Below are 25,863 nucleotides of genomic sequence, written 5' to 3'. Positions count from 1 at the left end.
AGGAGCCGTATCGAGATCCCGCGGTCAGCCGACCGCGGCGGCCATCTCCGCCTCGAGAACGGCCACCCGCGATTCGTCGATGTGGACGCCGCAGACCGCCAGCCAGTTGGCCAGCATCCGGTGACCGCCCTGTGTGAGGACACTCTCGGGATGGAACTGCACCCCGTGGATCGGCAGTTCGCGGTGCGCCATGGCCATCACGATGCCCGACTCGGTACGGCCGGTCACGACCAGCTCGTCCGGGATCGTCTCCGGCAGGACCGTCAGCGAGTGATACCGCGTCGCGGTGAACGGATCCGGCAGTCCGACGAGCACACCCGCGTCGTCGTGGAACACCAGCGATGTCTTGCCGTGGAGGAGTTCGGGCGCGCGGTCGACGGTGCCACCGAACGCCGCGCCGATCGCCTGGTGGCCGAGGCACACGCCGAGGAGCGGTATGCCGGTCTCCCGTGCCACGCCGACCATCGGGATCGTCGCGCCCGCGCGCTGCGGGGTACCTGGTCCGGGGCTCAGGAGCACGCCGTCGAAGCCCTCGGTCGCGGCGGTCGGGTCGTCGAGCTGCGGGTCGTCGTTGCGCCACACCACGGCCTCCACGCCCAGCTGACCCAGATACTGGACCAGGTTGTAGACGAAGCTGTCGTAATTGTCGATGACCAGGATGCGGCCGGAGGTGTTTCCGGCTCCCACGTGCGCAGACGGCTGATTCACCCCGTCAGGCTACCGCGGGCACCCACAGACGGGTCACCCGGTTTTCCGGGCCGCCCGACGTCGGAATCGCGACATTGTCGGGTCAGCTACCTGGTGAGATACCGTAGACACAGAACTCTTGCGAGAGCGACGGACCGCCGGCTCCCGATGCGGGCCATCTCCGGCACCGTCGCGCCGACCGACAGCCCGACGCGCTGTTCAGCACTACAAAGGAAGTCATGCCGAAGTCAAAAGTCCGGAAGAAGACCGACTACACCATCAACCCGGCCAGCCGTACGCCGGTCAAGGTGAAGGCCGGACCATCGAGCAACATCTACGTGTGGATCATGCTCGGACTGATGCTGCTCGGCCTCGCCTGGCTCATCGTGTTCTACCTCGTCGCGACACCGTCGGCGCTGGGCGCCGAGGGCAAGGCCCTGCACTGGATGTACAACCTCGGCCCGTGGAACTTCTTGATCGGATTCGCCCTGATGGTGGTGGGTCTGCTGATGACGATGCGGTGGCGCTGACCACCGGTGTCGAACCCGACTCACATGTGTGTAATTCATCCACACTGTGGAAATCACATGTGTGTAACTCATCCCCACTGTGAGTAAGTCCTGTGGATAACTCAGCCGATCTGTCCACACTCGAATGGTCCACACCACGACCTGCCGCATTCACGCTTGCCGCTGGGGGGCTGATTCTGCTGGTCGCGGCGGTATTGACCGCTTCTGACCCGGTGGGTGTGGTGTTGATGGGGTTCGCCGCGCTGCTGCTGTTGGGCTTCGCGGGATACGCCCTGTGGATACGTCCACGCCTCGCCGCGACGACTGATGATCCACAGCCGGCGATCACGGTGCGCACCCTCAGTGGCACCCACACGTATCCGCGGGATCGGATCGACAGAATCCGTCTGATCGACTTCCGGCGCATCGGCCGACGGACCGGTCAGCTGGAGTTCGATGTACTGCGCGACGACGCGCCGTCGACGGCACCCGCGGACGGCCTGCGTGAGGACACGCGCCTGGTGGTGTTCAGCCGATGGGATCTCGGCGCAGACCTCGGGGATGTCGCCGACGACCTCCGGCGCGCCGGCTTCGTCGTCGAGGATCAGCGCAAGTAGTCGCGCTGCCGCGTCGTCAGCCGACCAGGACGTGCGAGTTCGCGTACACGACCCCCGCGCCGATACCGATGGCCAGCGCGATGACGAGCAGCACCACAACACTGGTCCAGCCCACCCGACTGACGGACGTGGCCGAACGGTGCTGCGGCGAGAGCACCCATTGCGGCAGGAAGATGATGCCCGCGGCGGCCGCTGCGCCGAAGACCAGGCCGCCGACGTGAGCCAGCAGTGAGATTCCGGGAATGGTCACCGACAGGACCAGGTTGAGCGCGATGATCGAGATCACCGGGACCGGTGAGACCCGCGCCTTCAGCACGATGACCAGCACTGCGCCCATCAGACCGTAGATGGCGCCCGATGCCCCGGCGTTGACGGCAACCGATCCGAACACCATCACGGCCGCGCTGCCACCGAGCAGCGATGTCACGTAGACAGCCAGGTAGCGCGGGATGCCGATCGCGAGCTCGAGGTCACGCCCGAGGATGTACAGCGAGATCATGTTGAGCGCGATGTGGGTGACCGAGAAGTGCAGGAATCCGGCCGTGAGCAATCGCCAATAGTCGCCGTCGGCGACCCAGGGCTTCACCAGCGCCCAATCGACGAACAGCGGCGATCGGACCATGTCGACGCCCTTCGCCTGCATCGCGCAGATGGCGAAGACGACGAGATTGACCGCGATCAGGCCGTACGTCGCGTACGGGCGGGCCGCCACCATGGGCTTCGTCACCATCGGGCGGATGCCGCGGTCGGCGAACGTCGGTCGCGTCACTGACTTCTGGACACCGTCATTGCGCAGGCAGTCAACGCAGTGCTGGCCGACCGCCGCCGGACGCAGACATTCCGGGCATGCGGGTCGTCCGCAGCGGCTGCACGCCAGGCCGGTCGGGCGGTCGGGATGCCGGAAGCACACCGCCGGTGAGCCGGCGGCGTACTGAGGTCCGGGTTGTTGCGGGCCGATCAGTTGATTTCGATCTTCTGGATGACCACCTCGTCGAGCGGACGATCCGAGCGGTCGGTCGACGTGGTCGCGATGGCGTCGACAACCTGCTGCGAAGCGGGATCGACGACCTCACCGAAAATGGTGTGGCGGCGATTCAGGTGCGGGGTCGGTCCGACCGTGATGAAGAACTGCGAACCGTTGGTGCCCGGCCCGGCGTTGGCCATGGCCAGCAGGTACGGGCGGTCGAACTGCAGTTCCGGGTGGAACTCGTCTTCGAACTGGTAGCCAGGGCCACCGCGGCCGGTGCCGGTCGGGTCGCCGCCCTGGACCATGAAGCCCTCGATGACGCGATGGAAGACCGAGCCGTCGTAGAACGGGCCGCTGTCACCGCCGGAGGCGTTCGGCTGGCTGTACTCCTTTGAGCCGTCAGCCAGGCCGGTGAAGTTGGCCACGGTCTTGGGTGCGTGGTTGGGGAAGAGTTCGACAACGATGTCGCCGCGATTGGTGTGAAGTGTCGCGGTCTGCTTCTGAGTAGTCACGTCTCCATCCAACCACTTGACGCCAGGTCTGCACTCTGCCGTCCGCGAACATGCCCCCGCGTATAGCCCGATAGGCGTCCTGCCCGAACATGTCGGACACGTCCGAGGTGACAGGCGATGAGTCGGGCTGGCACGCTGGTGGGCATGCCGAACAAGTATGTGTGGGCCGCGGTGTCGGTCGTGGCCTCCCTGCTCGCGACCGCGGTAGCAGTGGTCATCGTCCGACGCTCACGTCGCGAACCGGCACCGGTATCCGCGACCGTCCCCCGGGTCGAGGACCTCAACGCCACATCGGGGGATTCGGCCCCGGCGGCGTCATGAAAGCCACTCAGCCCAGCCCACTGCGACGAACGACCCAGCGGTAGCGGCGCGGTCGCCGCGCCCACACCGGTAATTTGTAATGGTGACCTCCGACGACAGTTCGCGTCCGCCCGCGAATCCGAAACCCACGGACAGCGGGAAGGACGACGACAGCAGCGCCGCGACGCCGAACCCACAGGTCCCGGCTCCGTGGGAACGCCGCCCGACCGCACCGGTCACCGCGCCCGGCCCCCTGCCTCCGGCCTCCGGGCCGTCGCGGTCGGCCGCGCCACCACCGGCGGGCCGTGGCACTCCCCGCCCTCCTCAATCCGGACCGCCACCTGCGAGCAGGCCTGGCCCGCCACCTCAGGGACGACGCGGACCGAGTGGTCGAGGACTGGTTCCGCCCCCGTCCAGCGGCAGCGGGGGCCCTGGCACCAGTGGACCCGGTGGCGGTACTCCGCCCTGGAACCCCGGCCCTGGTGGACCGCGCAACGCTCCACCTCCGCGTCGCGGTGGTCCCCCGCCTCCCGGCTACCGACCTCCTCCCGGACAACGTCCGCCCCCTCCGGGCCGTGGCGGCCCACCCCCTGGTGGTCCGCCCCCTGGTGGTCTTCGTCCTCGCGGATCCGCGCCGGACGCTCCGCCGCCCGGTGGTCCGCAGCCCGGTGGTCCGCAGCCCGGTGGCCCACCCCCTGGCGCCGCGCCGACCCGAGCTGCGTCACCGCCTGACGCTGCAGCATCCTCCGACGCCACGATGCGGGCACCGGCCACGCCACCCGGCGACGAAAAGACGACCGTCAACCGTGCCGCGCCGTTCCTCGGACCTGCCGACGACTTCAGTCCCGTCGACTCGACGCCGGACGCGAAGACCGAACAGAGCGAGACACCCCGCCCGCTCGCCTACTCCGCTTCCATCAACAAGCCCGTCGACGACGTTCCGGAGGAGCCCGTGCCGCCACGGACCCAGACCGCGCCACCGCAGCCCTCCCGATCACCGGCATCGAACCGTCCGACCAATCGGACGGCCATCTGGGCGTTGGTGCTCTCAATCCTCGGGATCACCGCACCAATCGGCCTCTATCTGGGCTACCGCTCACGGGCGAGCATCGCGCGTAGTCGTGAACTCGGTGAACCCTTTGCGCGCGTTGCCATCTGGATCGGTTGGCTCTACGTCGCGGTGGTCGTGCTGGCGTTGCTCACGTACTTCTGGATTGCTGGGCAGGGGTCGTAGGCGGTCACCAGAGGCGCTGCTGATCGGCAGAGTCATTCGGGTGACTGACACTTGAGCGGTCCGACCGGTGTGATCGTTTGCTTGCTGACGCGGTTCGCTAGCATCACCGGCAAGACATAGTGGCTTGTGCCCGTGAACTGAATCGAAAGGCCTGGCGTGTTCCATCGTTCCCTGACCCTGCTGTGCGCTGCTGTTGCACTCGTCGTTGTACCGGCCATCGGCGCAGGAACCGCTGCCGCGGCATCACACCCGGCGCCCAGGATCAGCCAATACAGCGAGGATGTTTGGGCAGTGGGCGGAAACAGTGGGTGTCGCGGAGCGATACACGTCGCCATCGATGTCGACCAGGCGCGGCCCGGTCGAGCATTCGTTACGTACACGCCGCGGAGCTTCGCAGGAGACGGTGCGCATTGGCGAGCCAATCCAGTCTGCAGGGTCAACATCGAAGTCGGCATGGACTTCGTTCGCGGGGGTTGGAATCGGACCGTTACCGCAGGACCCCGGGGCGGAAGGTCGGTTCACCTGACGCTACCCACTGGTTCGGGTCTGCACGTACTAGGTTTCCAGACTCATGGCCTGTCCTGGGGCACAAGAAATTTCGTTCTCATTCCCTGATTCAATTGGTCTTGTCAGATCCTTCATTGGCCGTCTGCAGTTGTCGCGGTTCTCGACGCGCGCGGAGGCCGGACCTGCCACCAAAAAGACGATCTGATGTCTAAGCGCGTCTCCCGCTGGTCAACTCGGCCAGATCGCGAAACGCATTCCATGAACCGGGTGCGAACCCCCGCTGAGCTTCTCTATCGAGCGCAGTGCCACCACCCAGCACCGGCTCATAATCAAACCCGATGACGCCTGCGACACTGCCCGACACCACGTCGATGAGCATTTGGGTGAGCGCTTGATGATTCAGAGTCGGTACCTGACAACAGACCACCACGACGGTGCGTTCGAGCACCCCGGCCTGATCCCATTCGGTGAAGATCTCACGTGCGCGGTTCAGGAGATCAGGACGCGGACCGACGACCAGAACGGGTGTGACGTCACGTAATTCGGGTGACTCGAGCTCACTCAGGACCGTCAGAGGGCGCGATCCGGCATCGACTACGGGCACGGCGCCGAAACGCCATGTGTGTAAAACGACATCGGTGACCGCAGCGTCGGGGGCGGGGAGTAATCCCGTACCCGACGCCGTTCGGAGCAACGCCTCATCCCCTGTTGCACGAAGCCGCTGGTGCAGATCTCCGTCGTTTCCCGCAGCGTCAACCCACCAGGACGCGCCACCCAGTGAGGTCGCTGCACGGTATTCGGCCAGGAGAGCTGAAACCACCGAGGTACCAACTCCGCCTGCGGTGCCGCAAACGACGACACTGCGTTCTGCGGTGTCCGGTGGATGGATAGGGTCGGACCGTCCCTGTGCATCCTCGCTCATCGTAACTCTCGAACTCCGTTGTATCGGCGCACCATGTGGGACTTGGTCACCAACCCGGTGCGACCCAGTGTTGCGCGGGCCGCCCCCAGTCTATTCGTCCTGTTCCGGTGGGCCGGTGCGGACTCCTGCGGCCAGTTGACTTCAGGGCCTGGAACTGTGGAATTCCCTGACCGCTGTGTTGCTTGGTCATGTCGCGACCAAACGCCACCGAAACAGCGACTACCCATTATCCTCGCGAACCCCAGTTGCTGGCCACCGTAACCGCACGCCAAGCCGGATTGCATGTCCAGCCACGCCCTCGTCCATTTTGCAAGCTGTGATTGGAAACATACCTCTATCAGACCATCTGGCCACAACTCACCGTGGTCTGCATAGCTCGCCCTCTTGACCACGGCCTCGGTGGCCCGATACGTCTGCGGCCGCATCCGGACTGCGTGGATAATCGATCGTTTATGCCGACGAGTGCGACGTCATGGAACCAGAACCATCGCTCCAACGGCCTGCCCCTGCGGGGCCCGAATCGGTGTATCTCGTGCGTACGGATTTACGCCGATACTGACCGGCCCCGAGCCAGTGTAAATATCGCGAATCACTAGCTGGCCCGGACGCGCACCAAATGTAGCGGCAATGAAGGTCTCTTTGTAGAGATTGTTCGCACTTGTGGTCACCGCATCCACGAGCACTCGGCAATGCGGATTACGCTGCCACCCCGAACCATTGCCGATGAATCCGTAAGACTTTAAGGTCAGCCGGAGAACTCCACGTTTCGTGGTGGGCGTGGTCAACCCAACATGTACTGCTCCACGACAGAAGTCGTGGTCACCAAACATACCGAGGGTTTCGCTGTAGACTGTCAATCGCGGAACCGGCCGATCAGCGGATGCGACGCCCGAACCAAGTACAGTCAGTGCACCCACGACGACAGTCACGACGAGCATTGCCAGCTTCCGAATCACACTCTCCCCCTAGCACTCATGCAGTTTGATCATTTAGATCTGTCTTGGTCACATCCCTTGCGGCGCGGATTGTGGGCCGTTCGAGGTGATCGTCACCTTGGGTCATTTTGCAAGGTCATTGGTGGTGCTGAGTTAATCAGTGTCCTGGCGCGATTTCCTGCGGCCAGTCCACCTTCCCCCCCGGAACTGTGGATTCGATCTGACTACTGCGCTGCTTGGTCATGTCACGCGCAGACTTCTCGCCCTGCTTAGCTTCGCCACCCATCAGCCCGTATGGCGCGAGCGCTTGTTCGACGCTCCAGTTCGCCTTCCAGTTCCCGACCTCGACGTTGACGTCACCGCGGTGATTGACGACGTAATTGACGGCCGGCAATCCCGACTTCTTCGCATCCTGGGCGGAGAGCTTGTACTCGAACTGATTGGCCCCGGGGTTCGGGAGCGGCTTGGCTTTCGGTGACTGTGGCTTGCCCTGCTTCCAGGGTTCCTCAGGATGCGCGCCCGGGTCTCCTGCTCCGAGGGCGTACGCGAGGGCTCCACCAGCGGTTCCACCGATTGCTGCGCCCAGCGCCGCACCGGCGGCACCGGCACCGACTGCGCCGATCGCACCGCCTGCTGCGAGTCCAATGCCGGCGCCCGCAGCAGTGCCGATGCCGACCATTACCCCCCACTGCGGAGACAGCGGACCTAGCCACCCGAAAGCCACCCCGTTGTATACCGCGCCCGCCACCGCCCCGACCCCGGTTCCGATCACCGCGCCACCTGCCGCGCCCATCACCGCAGCCGGAATCCCCAACGTCACCGCACCCGCAGTTCCGCCGGTCATCACACCAATGATCGTCGACGCCGCCTGACGGGATGCCTGATCCTCGGGCACCCCCACCGAAATCAAACCCTGCGCGATCTTGGCCTCCCCATACGCCGACCACGCATTGACCGAGTTCACATCTTTCTGCGACATCCCCTTCGGAATATCAGACACGAAGTTGCCGACCCGAATCTTCTTCGGCGGCGGCGCAATCGGGCGCACCGGCTTGGCAAGCTTGGGCGCGGTCAACGGCCGCGACGGCAACGGCGTATACGCATTCTCATAACTCGCACCCGAATCAGGTTCGGAATACGACTGATACGGCGCCTCCTGCGGCGGCGCCGGAATCGACCCCGGACCCGGCGTATACGCAGGCTCCACCTGCGGAGTCGGCGTCGTCCCACCCTGCTCAGGCGCCGGCACATCCGGAGTCGTACCACCCTGCTGCGGCGCCGTATCACTCGGACTCGTACCACCCTGCTCCGGAGCAGCTTGCGCCAAACCCGCACCCACACCCGCAGCAATCGACGCGGCCAACGCCGCCGAGGTCACCGACAACAACAACGGGCTTCGACGACCCTCCGGATCATGACGATGCCGCGACCGGCGCTCTGATGCGTAAGCCATGGTGGTGAGATTCCTTTCAAAGGCGGCTTCCATCGGGAAGCCTGTGGTCTGTTGGCGATTCATCGGAGGTACGTCATCCGATGGATTTGATCGAGGAGATCCAGGTCTTACCGCCGGCCTCGACAGTCTGGATCGTCTGCCGGTAGACGATGGGGACCGCGCCCGGATCCGGCGGCGTCTCAGTGAGCTCGACGTCATATGTCGTTCTGCCGCGAGCCGTGATCGAAAGGCAGTATTCGGTGCCGCGCGGTCGCTGATCGATGTACTTCTGCATCACGTCTCGTGATGCCACTGCGTTCGGGGTGGATACCGCTCGGGCCCGTGTGGCTGATCGTTCGATGTAATAGGCGTGATTGAAGGCCTTGATCACACCGGGACCGGACCTCTGGTCGCCGGCATCACTGCCAGTCGTGACCGCGCCGTCGGTAGATGACGGGCAAGGCTCAGCCATTGCGGCAGAAGATGTTGCCGAGGGCTGTGGCACGGCCACTTGTTTCGGGGTCGGGTCGTCGCCGCTCATGGACTTGCCAATCGCAAGCGCTGCCGCAACACCGACCACCAAAGCGGCTGCGGCTGCCCCCACAATGGGACCGCGGTGATCCTTCCAGAAGCGCTGTGGACCCTTCTTCCCCTTCGGGGCGACCTTACGGACGCGCATCTGCTCAAACAGATCCTCATCAGAGAGAGCGGTTCGCGCTGGTTGATCGTCATCCGGTGCGACCTCCGGAACCGAGGTCTCAGGATGCTGGGGATCGGGTGGCGGTGGTGATTCCTCCGTGCGCCCGCCAATCGGGGACGCCGGCCTGGGGCCGACAGTGACAAGCCTCGCGTCGGCAAGAGCCCGGGCCAATGCACGCGCTGGCGTGTCGCCCGTTGTCGGCCACGCGGGAACGTCGGCGAACCACTCGTGCCTACCTTCGGTCACCACTGTCGTTGCCTCCTCCCCAGGCCGTCGCAAGTCCGTGGCGTAACTGGCTTGTCCGGATGACGGCGGCACGTCACGCCGCTGCAAGCAGCGTGGCAATCCCACACCGGCGCTACGTCAACACCAGTGGCGGACAGTTCCCCCTGCGTCAAATGAAGCCCCCGAACAACCGCGCCCCCGACAATGCTCGCTGGCAGGATACCCGACCAGTCCTTTGTCCGTTCTCGCCGTGTATCCGCCGTCCGGATTGTGACATCGCGGTAGCGCTGTTTCCGACCCCAAACCCTCCCGGGTGATGAAGACACGTTCAAAATCATTCGCTCGGACGACGCGCAAGGGTGAACCATCTCGTCGAAACCCTGTCCCTCGACTGCGCAGACACGCCACTGAACACAAGACCGCCGAATGCGAAACCAATGGGGTGATGAGGGCCTTAACCAGATCGCCAGACTGTTATGAATCTTGGTTGCCCGATCCTGGAGGTGAAACAAGGGAACATCAACCAAGCCGCCTGCCGCCATCACCGACAACAGTTCGAAACTGAGATGGCTGCCGCGACACCGGTGATCTCGGCGTGGTCATAGGGATGATCGGCGGGCGCGGCCTCGACGAAGTCGGCGCCCATGGGTCCAGATCAGGCCGGCCGCCCGAGAGTGTATCGCCGAACGATACAGCGGACCCGCCGAACGAGTAGGCGCCGAGCGAACCATCTGAAAGTCCAGCGCTCAATCAGCTTCTGGGTAGTTCCGGGTGTAGAACGTTCGCGAGAGTGGACCTGCATCAGCACATCCACTCATCTCAAGGAACCGTGGCAAGAAATCCGCTGCCACCATAAGACTGGGGCACCTGGACGGGCTGATTGATTGCGTAGGTGGCTACGTTGAAGGAGCCGATGCCAGATCCTGGATGGAGTTCGCGAACGAACCTCTCGCCCCGGCGCGGGCCGAACGCGACCGGATAGAACTCCTCCTTGCCGACCGGATACCTCGCACTCCACTGCGTCAGTCGAAGGAGAAACCGGCACTTTGGGTTTCGCGTCCACCCCGTTCCGTCGCCTGTGAATCCAAAGGAGGTCACGGTTACTCGAATGGTCCCGCGCTTACCTTTCGGTGCAATAACCCCAACGTTGAGAGCTCCGCGACAATTGTTGTGGTCACCCACGGTGCCGAAATTGTCGCTGTAGATCGCGATCCGCGGCAACTGCGGCTCCGCTGCCACACGCCCAGCGCCCAGCAAGCTCAGCGCAGCTACGACGACAGCGAGCAGCAGCACCCAAATCTTCCGCGTAAACACCAGAATCCCCCAACATCGATCGCCAACAACGCGTTCACGCTACTTCATGCGGATTCGGACGCCACGATCGTCCTCCGTGTGAACGACAAGCGCCCCCGACCCAGGACCCACGACAACTCACTCCTTGTAGTCCGGCGCAATCCGCTCGACGAGTCGCAGCAACGCCTCCCAGGCCAGGCCGTAGCCGACGTCGTCGGTGAAATCATCTCCGGGCGTCTCACCGTTGAGTTGCTGTGCCGTGTGCTCGACGATGGCGCTGTCGGGAATGACCACGTCACCGGCTCGTGTCGCCGCCACTTGTATCTCGCACGCCTTGTTCAGGTAATACATCCGCAAGAAGGCCTGCGCCGGGGTGGTCCCGACCGTCAGCAGACCGTGGTTGCGCAGGATCAGCGCCGGGTGGGAGCCGATGTCGGCCACCAACCGTTTCTGTTCGTCGAGGTTGAGCGCCACCCCCTCGTAATCGTGGTAGCCGACCCGTCCCGCGAACTCCATCGAGATCTGGTTGAGCGGGAGCAACCCCGATTCTGACGCGGCGACCGCACACCCGGCCAGTGTGTGGGTGTGCACGATGCAGTGCGCATCCGGACGTTCGCGGTGGATGGCGCTGTGAATGACGAAGCCGGCCGGATTGACCGGCGCCGAGGTGTCCCCGACCACCCGACCGTCGAGGTCGATCCGCACCAGATTGGACGCCGTGATCTCCTCGAACATCAAACCGTACGGATTGATCAGGAAATGGTCGTCGGGTCCAGGGAGCCGCACGGAGATGTGCGTGAAGATGAGGTCGGTCATGGTGAAGTGCGCCATCAGCCGGTAGACGGCCGCCAGTTGTCGACGGAGTTCCGCCTCGTCGACGCTCACCGGATCCGGAACCATGGACAGCCCACCTCTCCGCTCGGACGCTTCCAGTGTGGCATCGGGTCGATGAGCCCCGTGATCGTCACGAGCCGATCCAGCAGAGACGATAGACACCTCATCCCTCGCCAGACACCTTTCGCGCGCGAAGGGTCTTTGGCGACGGGAGTGGTCTCAGCAGGAGCGACATGCGGTCCCACGCTAGGAGACGCCGAGGTCTCAGAGAGTACGCCGAAAATGGTGGAGCCTAGGAGATTCGAACTCCTGACATCTGCCTTGCAAAGGCAGCGCTCTACCAACTGAGCTAAGGCCCCGGACCGGTCGGGTCACGACCGAACTGGGTGCGAATCGGGTGTGCGGAACACCTCTCGCAGTGGGCCTAGGAGGACTTGAACCTCCGACCTCTTCGTTATCAGCGAAGCGCTCTAACCGCCTGAGCTATAGGCCCTTGAACCGAGGTGTGAGATTACCCGAACGGGGCCCGAACATACAAAACGGGTGGTCGGGGGCCTCGATACGCCGCTCCTCGTCGCCGCATTCAACGGACGAATTGAGACGCGACCGGTCAGTCGAGATCGGCGAGTGTCACCTCGGCGCCGCCGATCATGTCGGCGCACAGGTTGTAGATGTAGGCACCGATGGTCGCCAGCGCCGTCAGCAGGATCGCGTTGATGGCGCCCAGCAGGACCGCCCAGCCGAACACCGAGCCCGCCCCGATGATGTCGCCTTCGCTACTGGATCCGTCCGCGGTCACCAAGGTGCCGAACGAACTGTTGACCTGATCCCACACGCCCATGCCGTCGAGGATCAGATACAGCACCGCCACGGAGATCATCCAGATCAGGAAACCTGCCACCGAGAGCACCGCCGCGATCTTGAAGGTCGCCCAGGGGTCGATACGGCGGATCTGGACCGCCGCGCGCAGAGGCCTGCCACCGATCGACGTGGGCGCAGACCGCGCCGCAGTCTGCTGCGCTGCCGGCTGTGCGTTCACATGGTGAATGGCGTCCAGATTCGGCAATTTCTCGCCGGGCAGGTCGTCTCGCTCGATATGCCTGGTCGGCGACTCGACGAACTTCTCCGTCGACTCGTCGGTGGCAGTGGCGGTGCTCCCCCGCGGACCGCTCGATTCGCCCCGGAAGTTCGATGCGGCGGAATCGCCACGAGGATCATCCAGTTTGGTGATCGGCGCCTGCTGGCCGGCCATACTGGCGGCGGCAGTGGCACTGACGATCCCTCGCGGCGGCGGGCCCGGCTGATGCGCGGTGCCGTTCGGACCCTCGCCGTGCTGCGGCGAACCGTTGGGCCCGGTGGGCGCCTGCGCTGCACCGCTGCCGTTCGGACCGCGCTGCCACGGCGGGACGAGACCTCCCGGACCACTGCCCTGCGGCCCGGTACCGGGCCCGTGCGAATTGGGCTCGCCTCCGGATCCGGGCGCCTGTGCACCCGGACCGGAAGCCGCGTGAGGACCGACATCCCCGTTTGTCGGCTTCTTGTCGTCCGGTGTGTTCGGTGAGCTCACTGGCAATTCCCTCATTCGGTGGTCGTATGACCCACACTAACTGCTACCGGTCTCCGAGCCCGGACGCTACTTGCCGGGACCCGCCGATGCTTCTGGATCCTCGTCCGGTTCGTCGGCATTGCGGGCGATCGCGAGCAAGGTGGTGCCCTCGTCGAGGTTCATCAGACGCACGCCCTTGGTCTGCCGACCAGCACGTCGGACCTGCTTGGCGCCGGTCCGGATGACGCCGCCACCCGAGGTGATCGCGTACAGCTCCGAATCGTCGTCGACGATCAGCGCTCCGACGATCTCGCCGCGCCTGCGATCGTGCTGGATGGTCAGCACACCCTTGCCGCCGCGTCCCTGGACGGGATAGTCGTCCATCGCGGTCCGCTTGGCGTAGCCGCCCGAGGTCGCGACGAGAAGGTAAGTGCCCTCTCGGACCACATTGAGTGACAGCAGCTCGTCGTCGCCGTTGAAACGCATGCCCTGCACGCCGGAGGTCTGTCGACCCATCGGCCGCAGCGCCTCGTCATCGGCGTGGAAACGGATCGACTGCCCCTTCTGCGACACGAGCAGCAGATCGTCATCGGCACTGCACAACTGTGCGCCGACCAGTTCGTCCTCACCCCGGAGGTTGATCGCGGCGATACCACCGGAACGGTTCGAGTCGAAGTCCTCGAGCTTCGACTTCTTCACCAGCCCGTTGCGCGTCGCGAGTACCAGATACGGCGCGTCCTGATAGGTCTTCAGCTGGATGACCTGCGCGATCCGCTCCTCCGGCTGGAACGCCAGGAGGTTGGCGACGTGCTGACCACGAGCAGTGCGGTTGGCCTCGGGCAGCTCATACGCCTTGGCGCGGTAGACGCGGCCCTTGGTGGTGAAGAACAGGATCCAGTCGTGGGTCGAGCTGACGAAGAAGTGCTTGACGATGTCGTCCTGCTTGAGCCCGGCGCCCTGCACACCCTTCCCGCCGCGGCGCTGGCTGCGGTAGAGGTCGGTTCGCGTACGTTTCGCATAGCCGGTCTCGGTGATCGTGACGACGACGTCCTCACGGGCGATGAGATCCTCGTCGGAGACGTCACCGTCGGCCGCGATGATCTTGGTCCGCCGCTCGTCCCCGTACTTCTCGACGACCTCTGCCAGCTCATCGCGGACGATGGCGCGCTGCCGCTCCGGCTTGGCCAAGATGTCCTCGTAATCGGCGATCTCTCGCTCGATCTCCGCGAGTTCGTCGACGATCTTCTGCCGCTCCAATGCCGACAGCCTGCGCAGCTGCATCGCAAGAATCGCGTCTGCCTGAATTTCGTCGATCTCCAGCAGATCCATCAACCCGCTGCGTGCCGACTCGGTGTTGGCCGACGCACGGATCAGCGCGATGACCTCGTCGAGGGCGTCGAGCGCCTTGACCAGACCACGCAAGATGTGGGCGCGTTCCTCGGCCTTGCGCAACAAGTACCGCGTCCGACGCACGATCACGTCGATCTGATGCGCCACGTAGTACCGGATCATCTGATCGAGGCGCAGGGTGCGCGGCACACCGTCGACGATCGACAGCATGTTCACGCCGAAGCTGGTCTGCAGCTGACTGTGCTTGTACAGGTTGTTCAGGACGACCTTGGCGACGGCATCGCGGCGCAGGGTGACCACGATGCGCATACCCACGCGGTCCGAGGACTGATCCTCGATCCGGCTGATGCCCTTGAGCTTTCCTTCGTTGACCTGTTCGGCGATCGACTGGATCAGGTTGTCCGGGTTGACCTGATACGGCAGTTCGGTGACGACGAGGGTCGTGGTGCCCTTGTTCTCCTCGATGTCGACGACGCTGCGCATCCGGATACTGCCACGGCCGGTGGTGTAGGCATCCTTGATCCCCTGCCCACCGACGATGAGTGCCGCCGTGGGGAAATCCGGTCCCTTGACGCAATCCATGCAGGCCGCCAGCAGCGCCTCGTCATCTGCCTCGGGGTTGTCGAGGGCCCAGAACACCGCAGCGGCAACCTCATTGAGGTTGTGGGGCGGGATGTTGGTGGCCATACCCACCGCGATGCCACCCGAACCATTGATCAGCAGGTTCGGGATCCGCGACGGCAGGACGGTCGGCTCATTGGTCTTGCCGTCGTAGTTCGGCGTGAAATCGACTGTCTCCTTGTCGATGTCGCGCAGCATCTCCATCGCCAACGGGGTGAGGCGGGCCTCGGTGTAACGCATCGCGGCCGCGCCGTCGTTGCCACGCGAACCGAAATTGCCCTGTCCGTCGATGAGGGGATAGCGCATCGACCAGGGCTGGGCGAGACGCACCAGCGCGTCGTAGATCGCGGTATCACCGTGTGGGTGATAGTTACCCATCGTCTCGGCAACGGGTTTCGCCGATTTCACGTAACTGCGATCGGGCCGGAACCCGGCATCGAAGGATGCGTAGAGCAGTCGGCGGTGCACCGGCTTGAGGCCGTCGCGAACCTCCGGGAGCGCGCGACCCACGATCACGCTCATCGCGTAATCGATGTAGCTGTTCTGCATCTCCTGGCCGAGATCGACCGGTTCGATGCGGTCGCCCGCACCGTCGGCAGGTGGCAGCGTGGTGTCAGTCATGAAGATTCCTTCTCACACAGGGTTTCGAGGCTCGTCGCGAACGCTCCTCGCACCTCGACCGGCGTGACGGCCGGCGAAGTGTGGTCAGACATCCAGGAAACGAACGTCTTTGGCGTTACGGGCGATGAAGCTGCGTCGGGCGGCCACATCCTCTCCCATCAGGATCGAGAACAGTTCGTCGGCGGCGGCCGCGTCGTCGAGCGTCACCTGACGAAGCACCCGGACCGAGGGATCCATCGTGGTCTCCCACAGCTCCTTGGCATTCATCTCACCGAGGCCCTTGTAGCGCTGGATGCCGTCGTCGACGTTGATCTTCCGGCCGGCAGCCCGCCCGGCCTCGAGGAGTCCGTCGCGCTCGCGGTCGGAGTAGGCGAACTCCGGATCGCTCTTCTGCCACTTGAGTTTGTACAGCGGCGGCTGCGCGAGGAAGACGTGTCCGTGTTCGACGAGCGGCCGCATGAACCTGAACAGCAGGGTGAGCAGCAGTGTCGAGATGTGCTGGCCGTCGACGTCGGCGTCGGCCATCAGCACGATCTTGTGATACCGCAGTTTGGCGAGATCGAACTCGTCATGGATGCCGGTACCGAAAGCCGTGATGATCGACTGGACCTCGGTGTTCTTCAGCACGCGATCGATGCGTGCCTTCTCCACGTTGATGATCTTGCCGCGCAACGGCAGGATCGCCTGGTACATCGAGTCCCGGCCGGACTTGGCACTACCACCGGCCGAGTCGCCCTCGACGATGTAGACCTCGCACTTGCTGGGATCGTTGCTGCGGCAGTCGGCGAGCTTGCCGGGCAGACCCCCGATATCGGTTGCGGTCTTGCGCCGCACCAACTCTCGTGCCTTGCGGGCCGCGAGGCGTGCTTGCGCCGAGTCGACCGCCTTCTTCACGATGGTCTTCGCCTCGGCCGGATTGGCCTCGAACCAGTGGCCGAGGTGCTCGTTGCATGTCTTCTGCACAAAGCTCTTGACCTCGGTGTTGCCGAGCTTGGTCTTGGTCTGACCCTCGAACTGCGGGTCGCCGACCTTCACCGAGATGACTGCCGCAAGGCCTTCGCGGATGTCGTCGCCGGTGAGCTTTCCGTCCTTTTCCTTGAGGAGCTTCTTGTCGTAGGCGTACTTGTTGACCGTGCTGGTGAGCGCCGCGCGGAAGCCCTCTTCGTGGGTACCGCCCTCATGGGTGTTGATCGTGTTCGCGAAGGTGTGCACCGACTCCGAATAGCCGGCATTCCACTGCATCGCGATCTCGAGTTCGTGGCCGGTGCCCTTTGCGGTGAACCCGATCACCGAGGCGTGGATCGCGTTCTTGGTGCGATTCAGGTGCTTGATGTAGTCGATCAGGCCGTCGGCATAGTGATAGGTGCGGGTGCGGACCTTGGCCGCCTTCTGCGCCTTCTCGGCCTCCGACTTGATGCTCTCGGCCGAATCGTCGCCCTCGTCCATCTCGGCCTCGGCGACAACAGCTTCGTCACTGAGACGATTGTCGGTGAGGGTGATGGTCAGGCCCTTGTTGAGGAAGGCCATCTCCTGGAGACGACGTGCGATCGTCTCCGCACTGAACGTCGTGGACTCGAAGATCTTGGCGTCCGGCCAGAACCGGACGGTGGTGCCGGTCTTGCGGGTGGCCTCGCCCTGGTTGAGTGGTCCCGGCTTCGCATAGTCGTAGGTCTGATCCCAGTGGAATCCGCCGTAGTTGATCTCGAGTTCGACCTTGGTCGACAGCGCGTTGACCACCGAGATGCCCACGCCGTGCAGACCACCGGAGACGGCGTACGCCTCGGAATCGAACTTGCCGCCTGCGTGGAGTTGGGTCATGACGACTTCGACGGTGGGTACACCCGTCTTGTGCATGTCCACCGGAATGCCACGGCCGTCGTCGACGACCTGGACGCCGCCGTCCTCGAGGAGGGTGACGTCCACGCGGCTCGCGTGCCCGGCCATCGCCTCGTCGACCGAGTTGTCGACGACCTCCCAGATCAGGTGGTGCAGCCCTCGCTCGCCGGTCGACCCGATGTACATACCGGGGCGCTTCCGGACGGCTTCGAGACCTTCGAGGATGCTGATCGAATCGGCGCCGTACTCGCCCGACTTCTTCGGCTTGCGGCTCTTCTTCGCCGCAGCGCTCTCGGACTGATTGGGGTCGTTGGTGTCGGCCACGAGTTGCGTCCGCTCCTTCTGTCTCGGTGATACCCGCAGCAGTGGACACACGACGACCTGATCCGCGCCGGTGACGCGGACGAGATCGGTATACAGCCCGGGCCCGGAGACCGGCTGACGTCCACCCCTGTCGGGACAACTACTACATAGTACTGCCTGACCCGAACAGAAACGGGTATCCGGGGCCGCTACCGTCCGCGTAGATCGATTTTTTTCGGCCGATGCCGGTCCGATTGTGCATCGGCGGCAAATCTACGGTCTGGGGGAAAGCTGACCTCGCTTTGCGGCTCGGGATCTGCTAGGCGTGGCCTGCCCGATGGCTCGGTGGGTCTCAGCCGTAGGTGTCCCGGGGACCGCGACCGGAGATGTGCCGGGGACCCTTGCGCCACGACGGCGCCTTCGGCCCGGTGATCCGCAGACCGGTCACCATGCCGTCTCCGACGGCGGCAGCGATCTTCGCCAGGATGGTCGGCTGCATGTACCGCAGCTGGGTGGCCCAGGCCGTCGACTCCGCCTGGATGTGTAAGACGTTGTCACTCAACGTTGTCGGCTGTGCATGTGCGGCGATGTCGGCGCCGACGATCTGCTCCCACATCCCGAACAGGGTGCCCTGTCCGATATGCGGCTGCCAGCCGCGTTCCTTGGCGATATGGCCTGCCAGTCGTCCCAGCGGCTGCGGATCGCGACCGTCCGGACCGGATCCGGACCATCGCCGTCGCCTGCCCACGTTCCGTCGCGCCCCCGTGATCGGTGAGGAACGTCCCTGACCGACCGACTTGCCGGCAGCGCGCGCGGCGGCCCTGGCTTCTTCGAGGGCCTGTCGCGCGAGTTCGTAACCCGAGGACGGCGCGGGTGCGGATGACTGTTCGGGTACCGCGGGATCGTCGCTCATGTGCCGCCCTCCCCGATGTCGTCGCCGCTCACGACCGAGCGCCGGGGACCATTCTCCTCCGTCACGCCGACATTGATGCGACGACCCGCGATCGCCGCCGGGATGTCGTCGGCGACGGCTGCGGTGACCAGCAACTGTTCGGCGGATTCGGTGAATGCGACGAGTTGCGCACGACGCTGAGCATCGAGTTCGGCGAACACGTCGTCGAGCATGATCACCGGTTCCACGCCGTCGGCCCGCACGAGTTCCACGGATCCGAGTCGCAATGCCAGCGCCAGCGACCACGACTCACCGTGACTCGCGAACCCCTTCGCCACGTCGTCGCCGAGCACGATGTCGATGTCGTCACGGTGCGGACCGACCAGACTGACCCCGCGGTCGATCTCCTTGCTGCGAAGTTCACTGAGCCGGGCCAGCAGGATCGCACCGATCTCGTCGGCGGACACCGGCGCATCGTCTGGCGGGACCACGTCGGGTCCGGCTGCGGCACGGTAGGCCAGGGTCGCCGAACGTGAATGGGGTGCGATCGCCGCATAGGACTCGGTGACATGGGGGGTCAGCGCGCGCAGTACCTCGATCCGCGCCGCGGTGACCTGCCCGCCCAGATCGGCGAGCTGACCGTCCCACACGTCGAGCGTACTGATCACCGAATCCGCGTCCGAACCGCCGCGCCGGAGCGCAGCGCCTGCGGTCTTGAGCAGCGCAGAACGCTGGCGGAGAACCCGATCATAGTCGGAACGTGTTGCCGCCCAACGTGGTCCGCGCTGTGCCACCAACTCGTCGATGAAGCGTCGTCGTTCGGAAGGATCCCCCCGGATCAACATCAGGTCTTCGGGCGCGAACATCACCGCGCGCAGGATCCCGAGGATGTCGCGAGAGCGGCGCGAGGGGCTGCCGTTGACAGTTGACTTGTTGGCACCGTCGGCCTTGATCTGCAACTGCACGGTGAGCTCGCGGCCGGCGTTCTCCACCGTCGCCGTGACCAGGGCGGCATCGGCGCCGCTGTGCACGAGCGGCGCGTCGGAGCTGACCCGGTGTGACCTCAGATGTGCCAGATAGTAGACGGCCTCGAGGAGGTTGGTCTTACCGAATCCGTTGCGGCCCACGAAGATGGTGGGTTCGGGGCGCAGAGTCAGATCGATCTCGCCCCAGGATCGGAAGTCACGCAGGCGCAGCTCGCGAACGTACACGTCAATCCGCGACGGGCGTACCGGTTTCGCCGACCGAACGTCCCTGCTTGTCGGTCACCGCATGTCCGCCGAATTGATTCCGCAACGCGGACACCGCCTTCAGCGCTGGTGATCCCTGATCCTGGCGAGACGCGAATCGCGCGAACAGCGCGGCGGAGATGACGTTGGCCGGTACCGAATGCCGGATGGCTTCCTCGACGGTCCACCGTCCCTCGCCGGAATCCGTGGTGTAGTCGGAGATCTCGGAGAATCCAGGATCCTCCTGGAGCGCCCGTACCAGCAGTTCCAGGAGCCAGGACCGGACAACCGTCCCTTGGGTCCAGGCCCGCAGCGTGCCCTCGACATCGGTGATCAGCGGCTCAGCGCAGAGGAGTTCGTAGCCCTCGCCATACGCATGCATCAGCCCGTACTCGACGCCGTTGTGGACCATCTTGGCGTAGTGCCCGGCGCCGACCGGGCCCGCATGGGCGAAACCATCGGCACGTTCCCCCGGCGGCCGCAGCGCGTCGAAGATCGGCATGGCCCGTTCGACGTCGTCGTCGGTGCCGCCCACCATCAGTCCGTAGCCGTTCTCGAGGCCCCATACACCTCCGGACACACCGCAGTCGATGTATCCGATTCCCTTGGCGCCCAGGGTCTGTGAGTTCGGCAGGTCATCGGTGTACTTGGAGTTCCCACCGTCGATGACCAGGTCACCGTCCTCGAGCAGATCAGCCAGCTGAGCGACGGTGGTACGCGTCGGATCTCCCGACGGCACCATCACCCAGATCACCCGCGGTGCCTCGAGAGCACCGACCATGTCGGCGAGGGAGGCGACGTCGGAGACCTCCGGGCGTGGGTCGTAACCCACGACGTGATGTCCCGCCTCCTGGATCCGGGTGCGCATGTTGGCACCCATCTTCCCGAGACCGACCAGTCCGAGTTGCATCGACGACCCTCCGCTCGGTGGAGCTTGGAAAATGGACGGATCCGCGGATCAGCCGGGCAGACGAACCGGCATCAGCAAGTAGGTGAACACGCTGTTCGGGGCGACGTACGCGCCCGATTCGTCGGCCACCGGATCCTCACCGGTCGACGGCCGCAACACCGCAGGCCGGCTCGGCGTGGTGAATCCGAAATCCACCGACGCGACGCCGATCGCGGAGAGCCCGTCCTGCAGGTAGCCGGGGTTGAAGGCGATCGTCAGGGGCTCACCGTGGAACTGCACGGCGAGTTCTTCCTCGGCCTTGCCTGCCTCGTCGCCACCCGCGGTGAGCAGCAAGGTGCCCTCACTGAACTCCATCCGCACCTGCGCCCCGCGCTCGGCGACGAGCGCGACACGCTTGATCGCCTCGATCAGCGGCGCACTCTCGATGGTCGCGATGGCGGTGTGGCTCGCCGGGAGCAGCTGGCGGAACTTCGGGAACTCGGCGTCGAGCAACCGGGTGGTGGTGCGCTTGGTCTCCCCCAGGATGCCGAGGATTCCCTCGCCGCCGATGCCGGATCCGGTGCCGAATGCCAGCGAGATCTGTCCTGTGGACTCCGATCCCGCGGTACGGGCGCTCTCCGAGAGTGTCTTTGCCGGCACCAGCACCGCGCCGGAGGTCTCGGACGCGGTCGGATCCCACTCCAATTCGCGCACGGCCAGGCGGAACCGGTCGGTGGCGGCCAGCACGACGCGATTGCCCTCGATCTCGACGCGGACACCGGTCAACATCGGCAGCGTGTCGTCGCGGCCGGCGGCAACGGCGACCTGGCCGATCGCCTCGGCGAAGATCTGGGCCGGAATGGTTCCGGTGACCGACGGCGGGGTCGGCAGCTCCGGGTAATCCTCGACGGGCATCGTCGGCAGTGAGAACTTGGCGCTGCCGCAGGCGATGGCCACACGCGTGCCGTCGAGGCTCACGTCGACCGGCTTGTTCGGCAGAGCCTTGGTGATGTCGGCGAGCAGACGCCCCGAGACGAGCACCTTGCCGGGCTCGGCGACCTCTGCCGCGACGGACTCCTGCGCGGACACCTCGTAGTCGAAGCCCGAGACCTCCAAGCCGCCGCCATTGGGCCCGCTCTCTGCGTTCCCGGCGCCCGAATCGCCGACGGTCAGAACCACACATCCCAGCACCGGGACCGGCGGGCGCGCAGGCAGGCTGCGGGCCACCCAGGCAACGGAATCTGCGAACTCGTCACGCGCGACACGGAACTTCATGCTGGGTGGTTGCCCTTCTCTGTCTGCTGACTCTCGTCACGCCCACCCGAATCCGCAGCGCACCGATCCGGATCGGCCCGGCGCGAGTGCGGTGAGCGGTTCGCATGGGGATTCCCGCCGGAATACCGCTCGCTCGTGCGAATGGGATTCCGGGTGGGGATTCCACTGTAGAACGAGGGTGCCAGACGGGGAGGTGTTGGGGGGAACTGAACGCGGCGATCTCGTGGCGCTGGTCGGGTCCTGATGCTCACTGTGCACAGTCCCTTCTTTTAGAAGAGATTCTCTAGAGAAGGATCCATGACAGTAATAGGGCCTGTGGATCTGTGTACGAACGCTGATCGTGACTGGTCACGGCGGACCGGCGGCTGTGGATGTGCGGTGGATATCTGTCGAGGCGTCCGGCCGGTCATGTGGAATCCCACGACTGTTCAACCTCTCTCCACGTTCGGTGCACAAGCGGAGGCCGGTTATCCCGAAGGTTGTCCACAGCTGGTGATGACAACAATCGGTCGCCGAATCAGCACGGATCCAGCGGATCCGGGCATGACAAACTCTGTGGTTCGAGTCGAGAGTTGCTACCGGAGTGGTTCAGACAGCGCGTTGTTTGATGCGCGCGGTGAGCTCCTGGACGTGGTCGTAGACCTTGCGTCGCTCGGCCATCTCCTTGCGGATCTTGCGCTCGGCGTACATGACCGTGGTGTGGTCGCGATCGAACGTCTCGCCGATCTTCGGGAGGGAGAGGTCGGTCAGTTCGCGGCAGAGATACATGGAGATCTGCCGCGCCTGTGCGATCGATCGGGTCTTGCCGGGGCCACGGAGTTCCTCGACGGAGATGTCGAAGTACTCGGCGGTGATCGCCAGGATGCTTGCCGCACTGACCTCGAGGGTCCCGGAATTGGGCAGCAGTGCCTGTAGGACGACCTCGGCGAGCGACTTGTCGAGGTCGGCGTTGTTGAGGGAGGCGAACGCGGTGACCCTGATCAGAGCGCCCTCGAGTTCACGGATGTTGCGCTCGATCTTCGACGCGATGAGTTCGAGCACATCGTCGGGCACCGCGATGTTGTCCATCTGTGCCTTCTTGCGCAGGATCGCGATCCGTGTCTCGAGATCGGGCGGCTGGACATCGGTGATCAGCCCCCACTCGAATCGAGTTCGGAGCCGGTCCTCCAGTGTCGCAAGCTGTTTCGGTGGCCGATCAGACGAGACGACGATCTGCTTGCTGGCGTTGTGCAGCGTGTTGAAGGTGTGGAAGAACTCTTCCTGGATACCTTCTTTGCCGATCAGGAACTGGATGTCGTCGACGAGTAGGACGTCGACGTCGCGGTACCTGCGTTTGAACGCGACCCGCCGGTCGTCACGCAGGGAGTTGATGAAGTCGTTGGTGAACTCTTCGGTCGAGACGTACTTCACCCGCATCCCGGGAAACAGGCGCTGCGCATAGTGACCCGCCGCATGCAGGAGGTGGGTCTTGCCGAGCCCGGACTCGCCCCAGATGAACAGCGGGTTGTAAGCGCGGGCCGGTGCCTCGGCGACCGCGACGGCCGACGCGTGGGCGAATCGGTTCGACGCACCGATGACGAAGGTGTCGAAGGTGTACTTGGGACTGAGATTGGCACTCGACGGTGACTGCCCGGAGGTCGGCCGCTCGGCGAAGTAGGTCGACCAGTCCGCGGGTTCCGAGGTCGACGCGCGTTCGGGCCGTCCGTCGAAGCCACTCTGGTTGGGAGGGGGCGAAGTGACGGTGGCGACCGCGGGATCGGACCGTTCGGACATCTGCGTGACCGGTTCGGGGAGCGGTTCCTCGACGACCGGTGTGGAGATGCGGACGCCGAGATCGACGGGCTGGCCGAGGTGGCGGCTGAGGGCCGACCGGATGGTGTCGCGGAGATTGCGCTCGATCTGTTCCTGGACCAGCGGGGTAGGCACGGTGAGCAGTGCGAACCCCTCGGCGAGGGTGAGCGGCTGGACGAGCGAGAGCCAGGCCTTCTGCTGGCGGGTCAACGGTTCGTGGTCGTGTGCGGCGGCGTCGTTGTTGAGCTCGGCCACCACGCTCTGCCAGACCTCGCCGAACGTATCGCGATCACTCATCACAGTGCATCACTCATCACGGTGCATCACTCATAAGAAGCCAGGCCCTCCTGCCGGAACAACGACCAGCGTCGGTCATGAGGATGTCACCATGCCGCACCCTGCCATGAGTTGTCCACATGGTTGTCCACAGCTGTGTACAGATCTGGGGGTACGTTGAGTGCTCTGGCGGCCGGAAGGGTCCACTGAATCGTCTCTTCGTTGACTCTGCGCCCGAAGTTAACAGAGTGCAGTCCCGCCGACAAAGTGAATCAGCGGATTAAGTCACCCCGATTGTGCATCCGGATCGTGGTCCACGCCGGGTGACCTGTGTGCGACGTCACGTGGGGCGGTGTTTGCCTTGCGCTCGTTTGATTTGCTCGGTCGTACTCAGTAGTCTCGACTGGTCATCCAGGTTGCGTATTTGCGCGGTGGCCTGTGGTCATGTGGTGGTCGGTCCCGAGAGCATTTCGGGGAAGGTCGGTACATCCACGGACGCCCAACCGACACCAGTTCGGCACCGCACCGGGATCAGAAGACCACCAAGAAGGATGTGGTTCGCGCGTGCAAGTCGGCGCGGCGCCACGCAGGAGCACAAGGAGTCACCCATGGCCAAGGGAAAGCGGACTTTCCAGCCCAACAACCGTCGTCGTTCGCGCGTCCACGGTTTCCGGTTGCGGATGCGCACCCGCGCCGGCCGCGCCATCGTCAACGGTCGCCGCAGCAAGGGCCGCGCAAAGCTCACCGCCTGATTCGACAGCGACAACACCGGCGGTGTCCTCGACATCGCCGGTCGCTGGTATCGATGGTGGCTGCTGCGCATCGGATCTCTCGGGGATCCGACTTCGATCGCACGCTGAAGACCGGTGTGCGGGTGACTACGCGTGACCTCGTCGTCCATGTTCTCCCGCTCACGGGGTCGACTACCGACCCCTGCGGCCCACGAGACCCTGATGTCGCCACTGTCGGCGGACCGTGGCTGGGGCTGATCGTGAGCAAGACCGTCGGCAATGCAGTCATCCGGCATCGGGTGGCACGCCGGCTCCGTGCAGCCTTTCACCAGCGTCGCGCTGATTTCCGGATTCCTCAGACCATGATGGTCATCAGGGCCCGCAGGTCCACTGTGGAACTCAGCAGCATCGAACTCTCGGAGCAAATCGCCGACGCGTTGTCGCGTCGCCGAGTCCGGGAAGCCTTCGACCCTTCCGACCGTCAGGCATTGCGATGACAGATTCCGACAACGGGGTCGAACGGAGAACACCCGCGCGGTGGTTCTACCTTCTGCCGCGGCGGATCATCATCTTCCTGATCGAGCTGTACCGCACCTGGGTCTCCCCACTGCGGCTTCCCACGTGCCGCTTCGAGCCGACGTGTTCGGCATATGCCGTCGAGGCCCTCACCCGCCATGGATTCGTCTATGGCGGGTGGTTGTCGATCGTGCGGCTGCTCAAATGCGGCCCGTGGCACAAACCCGGCTACGACCCGGTACCCGAACGTGGGTTCCGGGACCTGTTCAGAGCCACCGAAAACACACCGTCAGAGGTTAGGGGTAACTGACCC

General features: G+C 64.6%; 22 protein-coding genes, 2 tRNA genes and 1 pseudogene. 7 read left to right on the top strand and 18 right to left on the bottom strand.

Annotation, left to right across the window (positions count from 1 at the left end):
* Positions 1–24 precede the first annotated feature (24 nt).
* Complete coding sequence (locus IDF66_RS12890; protein ID WP_190267119.1) at positions 25–708, bottom strand: aminodeoxychorismate/anthranilate synthase component II; 684 nt, start codon at positions 706–708, stop codon at positions 25–27.
* A gap of 218 nt (positions 709–926) precedes the next feature.
* Between IDF66_RS12890 and crgA the strand changes: the two genes are divergently transcribed.
* Together crgA and IDF66_RS12880 are read left to right on the top strand one after the other, a co-directional pair.
* On the top strand, positions 927–1,217 hold the full coding sequence (gene crgA / locus IDF66_RS12885; RefSeq protein ID WP_124709472.1) for a cell division protein CrgA: 291 nt from the start codon (positions 927–929) through the stop codon (positions 1,215–1,217).
* A 92-nt stretch (positions 1,218–1,309) separates the two neighbouring features.
* On the top strand, positions 1,310–1,813 hold the full coding sequence (locus IDF66_RS12880) for a PH domain-containing protein (protein WP_190267118.1): 504 nt from the start codon (positions 1,310–1,312) through the stop codon (positions 1,811–1,813).
* 16 nt (positions 1,814–1,829) lie between these two features.
* Here IDF66_RS12880 and IDF66_RS12875 read toward each other — a convergent pair whose 3' ends face one another.
* Together IDF66_RS12875 and IDF66_RS12870 are read right to left on the bottom strand one after the other, a co-directional pair.
* Entirely contained in the window at positions 1,830–2,723 is an 894-nt protein-coding gene (locus IDF66_RS12875) for a rhomboid family intramembrane serine protease (protein WP_190267117.1), read from the bottom strand.
* A 47-nt stretch (positions 2,724–2,770) separates the two neighbouring features.
* Positions 2,771–3,292: a peptidylprolyl isomerase gene (locus IDF66_RS12870; protein ID WP_164310104.1), complete on the bottom strand. Its 522-nt coding sequence runs from the start codon at positions 3,290–3,292 to the stop codon at positions 2,771–2,773.
* Between the two features lie 117 nt (positions 3,293–3,409).
* Here IDF66_RS12870 and IDF66_RS12865 point away from each other — a divergent pair, with 117 nt between their 5' ends.
* Positions 3,410–3,613: a hypothetical protein gene (locus IDF66_RS12865; protein ID WP_190267513.1), complete on the top strand. Its 204-nt coding sequence runs from the start codon at positions 3,410–3,412 to the stop codon at positions 3,611–3,613.
* Positions 3,614–4,349: 736 nt separating this feature from the next.
* Positions 4,350–4,826 (top strand): DUF4190 domain-containing protein, encoded by a 477-nt coding sequence (locus tag IDF66_RS12860; protein ID WP_190267116.1) that lies wholly within the window; start codon positions 4,350–4,352, stop codon positions 4,824–4,826.
* Positions 4,827–5,541: 715 nt separating this feature from the next.
* Here IDF66_RS12860 and IDF66_RS12855 read toward each other — a convergent pair.
* From IDF66_RS12855 to dnaA, 15 genes and pseudogenes are all read right to left on the bottom strand, one after another.
* Entirely contained in the window at positions 5,542–6,255 is a 714-nt protein-coding gene (locus tag IDF66_RS12855) for a hypothetical protein (RefSeq protein WP_190267115.1), read from the bottom strand.
* Positions 6,256–7,347: 1,092 nt separating this feature from the next.
* Positions 7,348–8,643, bottom strand: coding sequence for a hypothetical protein (locus IDF66_RS12850; RefSeq protein ID WP_190267114.1), 1,296 nt, complete (start codon positions 8,641–8,643; stop codon positions 7,348–7,350).
* A 73-nt stretch (positions 8,644–8,716) separates the two neighbouring features.
* A complete protein-coding gene (locus tag IDF66_RS12845; RefSeq protein WP_190267113.1) occupies positions 8,717–9,571 on the bottom strand; it encodes a hypothetical protein in 855 nt (284 codons plus the stop codon).
* Between the two features lie 512 nt (positions 9,572–10,083).
* A pseudogene (locus IDF66_RS24125) lies at positions 10,084–10,193 on the bottom strand (agmatinase); the annotation flags it as partial.
* Positions 10,194–10,978: 785 nt separating this feature from the next.
* Positions 10,979–11,740, bottom strand: a complete 762-nt coding sequence (locus IDF66_RS12840) for a class II aldolase/adducin family protein (RefSeq protein ID WP_190267112.1) — start codon at positions 11,738–11,740, stop codon at positions 10,979–10,981.
* Between the two features lie 217 nt (positions 11,741–11,957).
* Positions 11,958–12,033: transfer RNA gene (locus IDF66_RS12835), tRNA-Ala, on the bottom strand.
* 60 nt (positions 12,034–12,093) lie between these two features.
* Positions 12,094–12,167, bottom strand: a tRNA-Ile gene (locus IDF66_RS12830).
* A 117-nt stretch (positions 12,168–12,284) separates the two neighbouring features.
* Positions 12,285–13,241 carry a DUF3566 domain-containing protein gene (locus IDF66_RS12825; RefSeq protein ID WP_203588391.1) on the bottom strand — a complete coding sequence of 319 codons (957 nt, stop codon included), beginning with the start codon at positions 13,239–13,241 and terminating at the stop codon, positions 12,285–12,287.
* 66 nt (positions 13,242–13,307) lie between these two features.
* Positions 13,308–15,812 carry a DNA gyrase subunit A gene (gyrA, locus tag IDF66_RS12820; RefSeq protein WP_190267111.1) on the bottom strand — a complete coding sequence of 835 codons (2,505 nt, stop codon included), beginning with the start codon at positions 15,810–15,812 and terminating at the stop codon, positions 13,308–13,310.
* A gap of 84 nt (positions 15,813–15,896) precedes the next feature.
* Positions 15,897–17,972: a DNA topoisomerase (ATP-hydrolyzing) subunit B gene (gyrB, locus tag IDF66_RS12815; protein WP_190267110.1), complete on the bottom strand. Its 2,076-nt coding sequence runs from the start codon at positions 17,970–17,972 to the stop codon at positions 15,897–15,899.
* Positions 17,973–18,303: 331 nt separating this feature from the next.
* Positions 18,304–18,864: a DUF721 family protein gene (locus IDF66_RS12810; protein WP_190267109.1), complete on the bottom strand. Its 561-nt coding sequence runs from the start codon at positions 18,862–18,864 to the stop codon at positions 18,304–18,306.
* Positions 18,861–20,054, bottom strand: coding sequence for a DNA replication/repair protein RecF (gene recF, locus IDF66_RS12805; RefSeq protein ID WP_190267108.1), 1,194 nt, complete (start codon positions 20,052–20,054; stop codon positions 18,861–18,863). The genes IDF66_RS12810 and recF overlap by 4 nt, the downstream gene beginning before the upstream one ends.
* A gap of 1 nt (position 20,055) precedes the next feature.
* Positions 20,056–20,982, bottom strand: coding sequence for a phosphogluconate dehydrogenase (NAD(+)-dependent, decarboxylating) (gene gnd / locus IDF66_RS12800; RefSeq protein ID WP_190267107.1), 927 nt, complete (start codon positions 20,980–20,982; stop codon positions 20,056–20,058).
* A gap of 48 nt (positions 20,983–21,030) precedes the next feature.
* Positions 21,031–22,236 (bottom strand): DNA polymerase III subunit beta, encoded by a 1,206-nt coding sequence (dnaN, locus tag IDF66_RS12795; RefSeq protein WP_190267106.1) that lies wholly within the window; start codon positions 22,234–22,236, stop codon positions 21,031–21,033.
* A gap of 588 nt (positions 22,237–22,824) precedes the next feature.
* A complete protein-coding gene (gene dnaA, locus IDF66_RS12790) occupies positions 22,825–24,327 on the bottom strand; it encodes a chromosomal replication initiator protein DnaA (RefSeq protein ID WP_190267105.1) in 1,503 nt (500 codons plus the stop codon).
* Between the two features lie 584 nt (positions 24,328–24,911).
* On the opposite strand from dnaA, the gene rpmH reads away from it, so the two are divergent.
* The 3 genes from rpmH to yidD are packed head-to-tail and all read left to right on the top strand — an operon-like array spanning position 24,912 to position 25,860.
* Positions 24,912–25,055 carry a 50S ribosomal protein L34 gene (gene rpmH, locus IDF66_RS12785; RefSeq protein ID WP_124709456.1) on the top strand — a complete coding sequence of 48 codons (144 nt, stop codon included), beginning with the start codon at positions 24,912–24,914 and terminating at the stop codon, positions 25,053–25,055.
* 53 nt (positions 25,056–25,108) lie between these two features.
* A complete protein-coding gene (rnpA, locus tag IDF66_RS12780; protein WP_190267104.1) occupies positions 25,109–25,531 on the top strand; it encodes a ribonuclease P protein component in 423 nt (140 codons plus the stop codon).
* Positions 25,528–25,860, top strand: coding sequence for a membrane protein insertion efficiency factor YidD (yidD, locus tag IDF66_RS12775; RefSeq protein ID WP_164310087.1), 333 nt, complete (start codon positions 25,528–25,530; stop codon positions 25,858–25,860). Before rnpA ends, yidD begins: the two co-directional genes overlap by 4 nt.
* Positions 25,861–25,863 lie beyond the last annotated feature (3 nt).

The organism is Gordonia hankookensis, from assembly GCF_014673215.1.
GTDB classification, from domain to species: Bacteria; Actinomycetota; Actinomycetes; order Mycobacteriales; family Mycobacteriaceae; genus Gordonia; species Gordonia hankookensis.
This window is presented reverse-complemented; position numbering and strand designations above follow the sequence as displayed.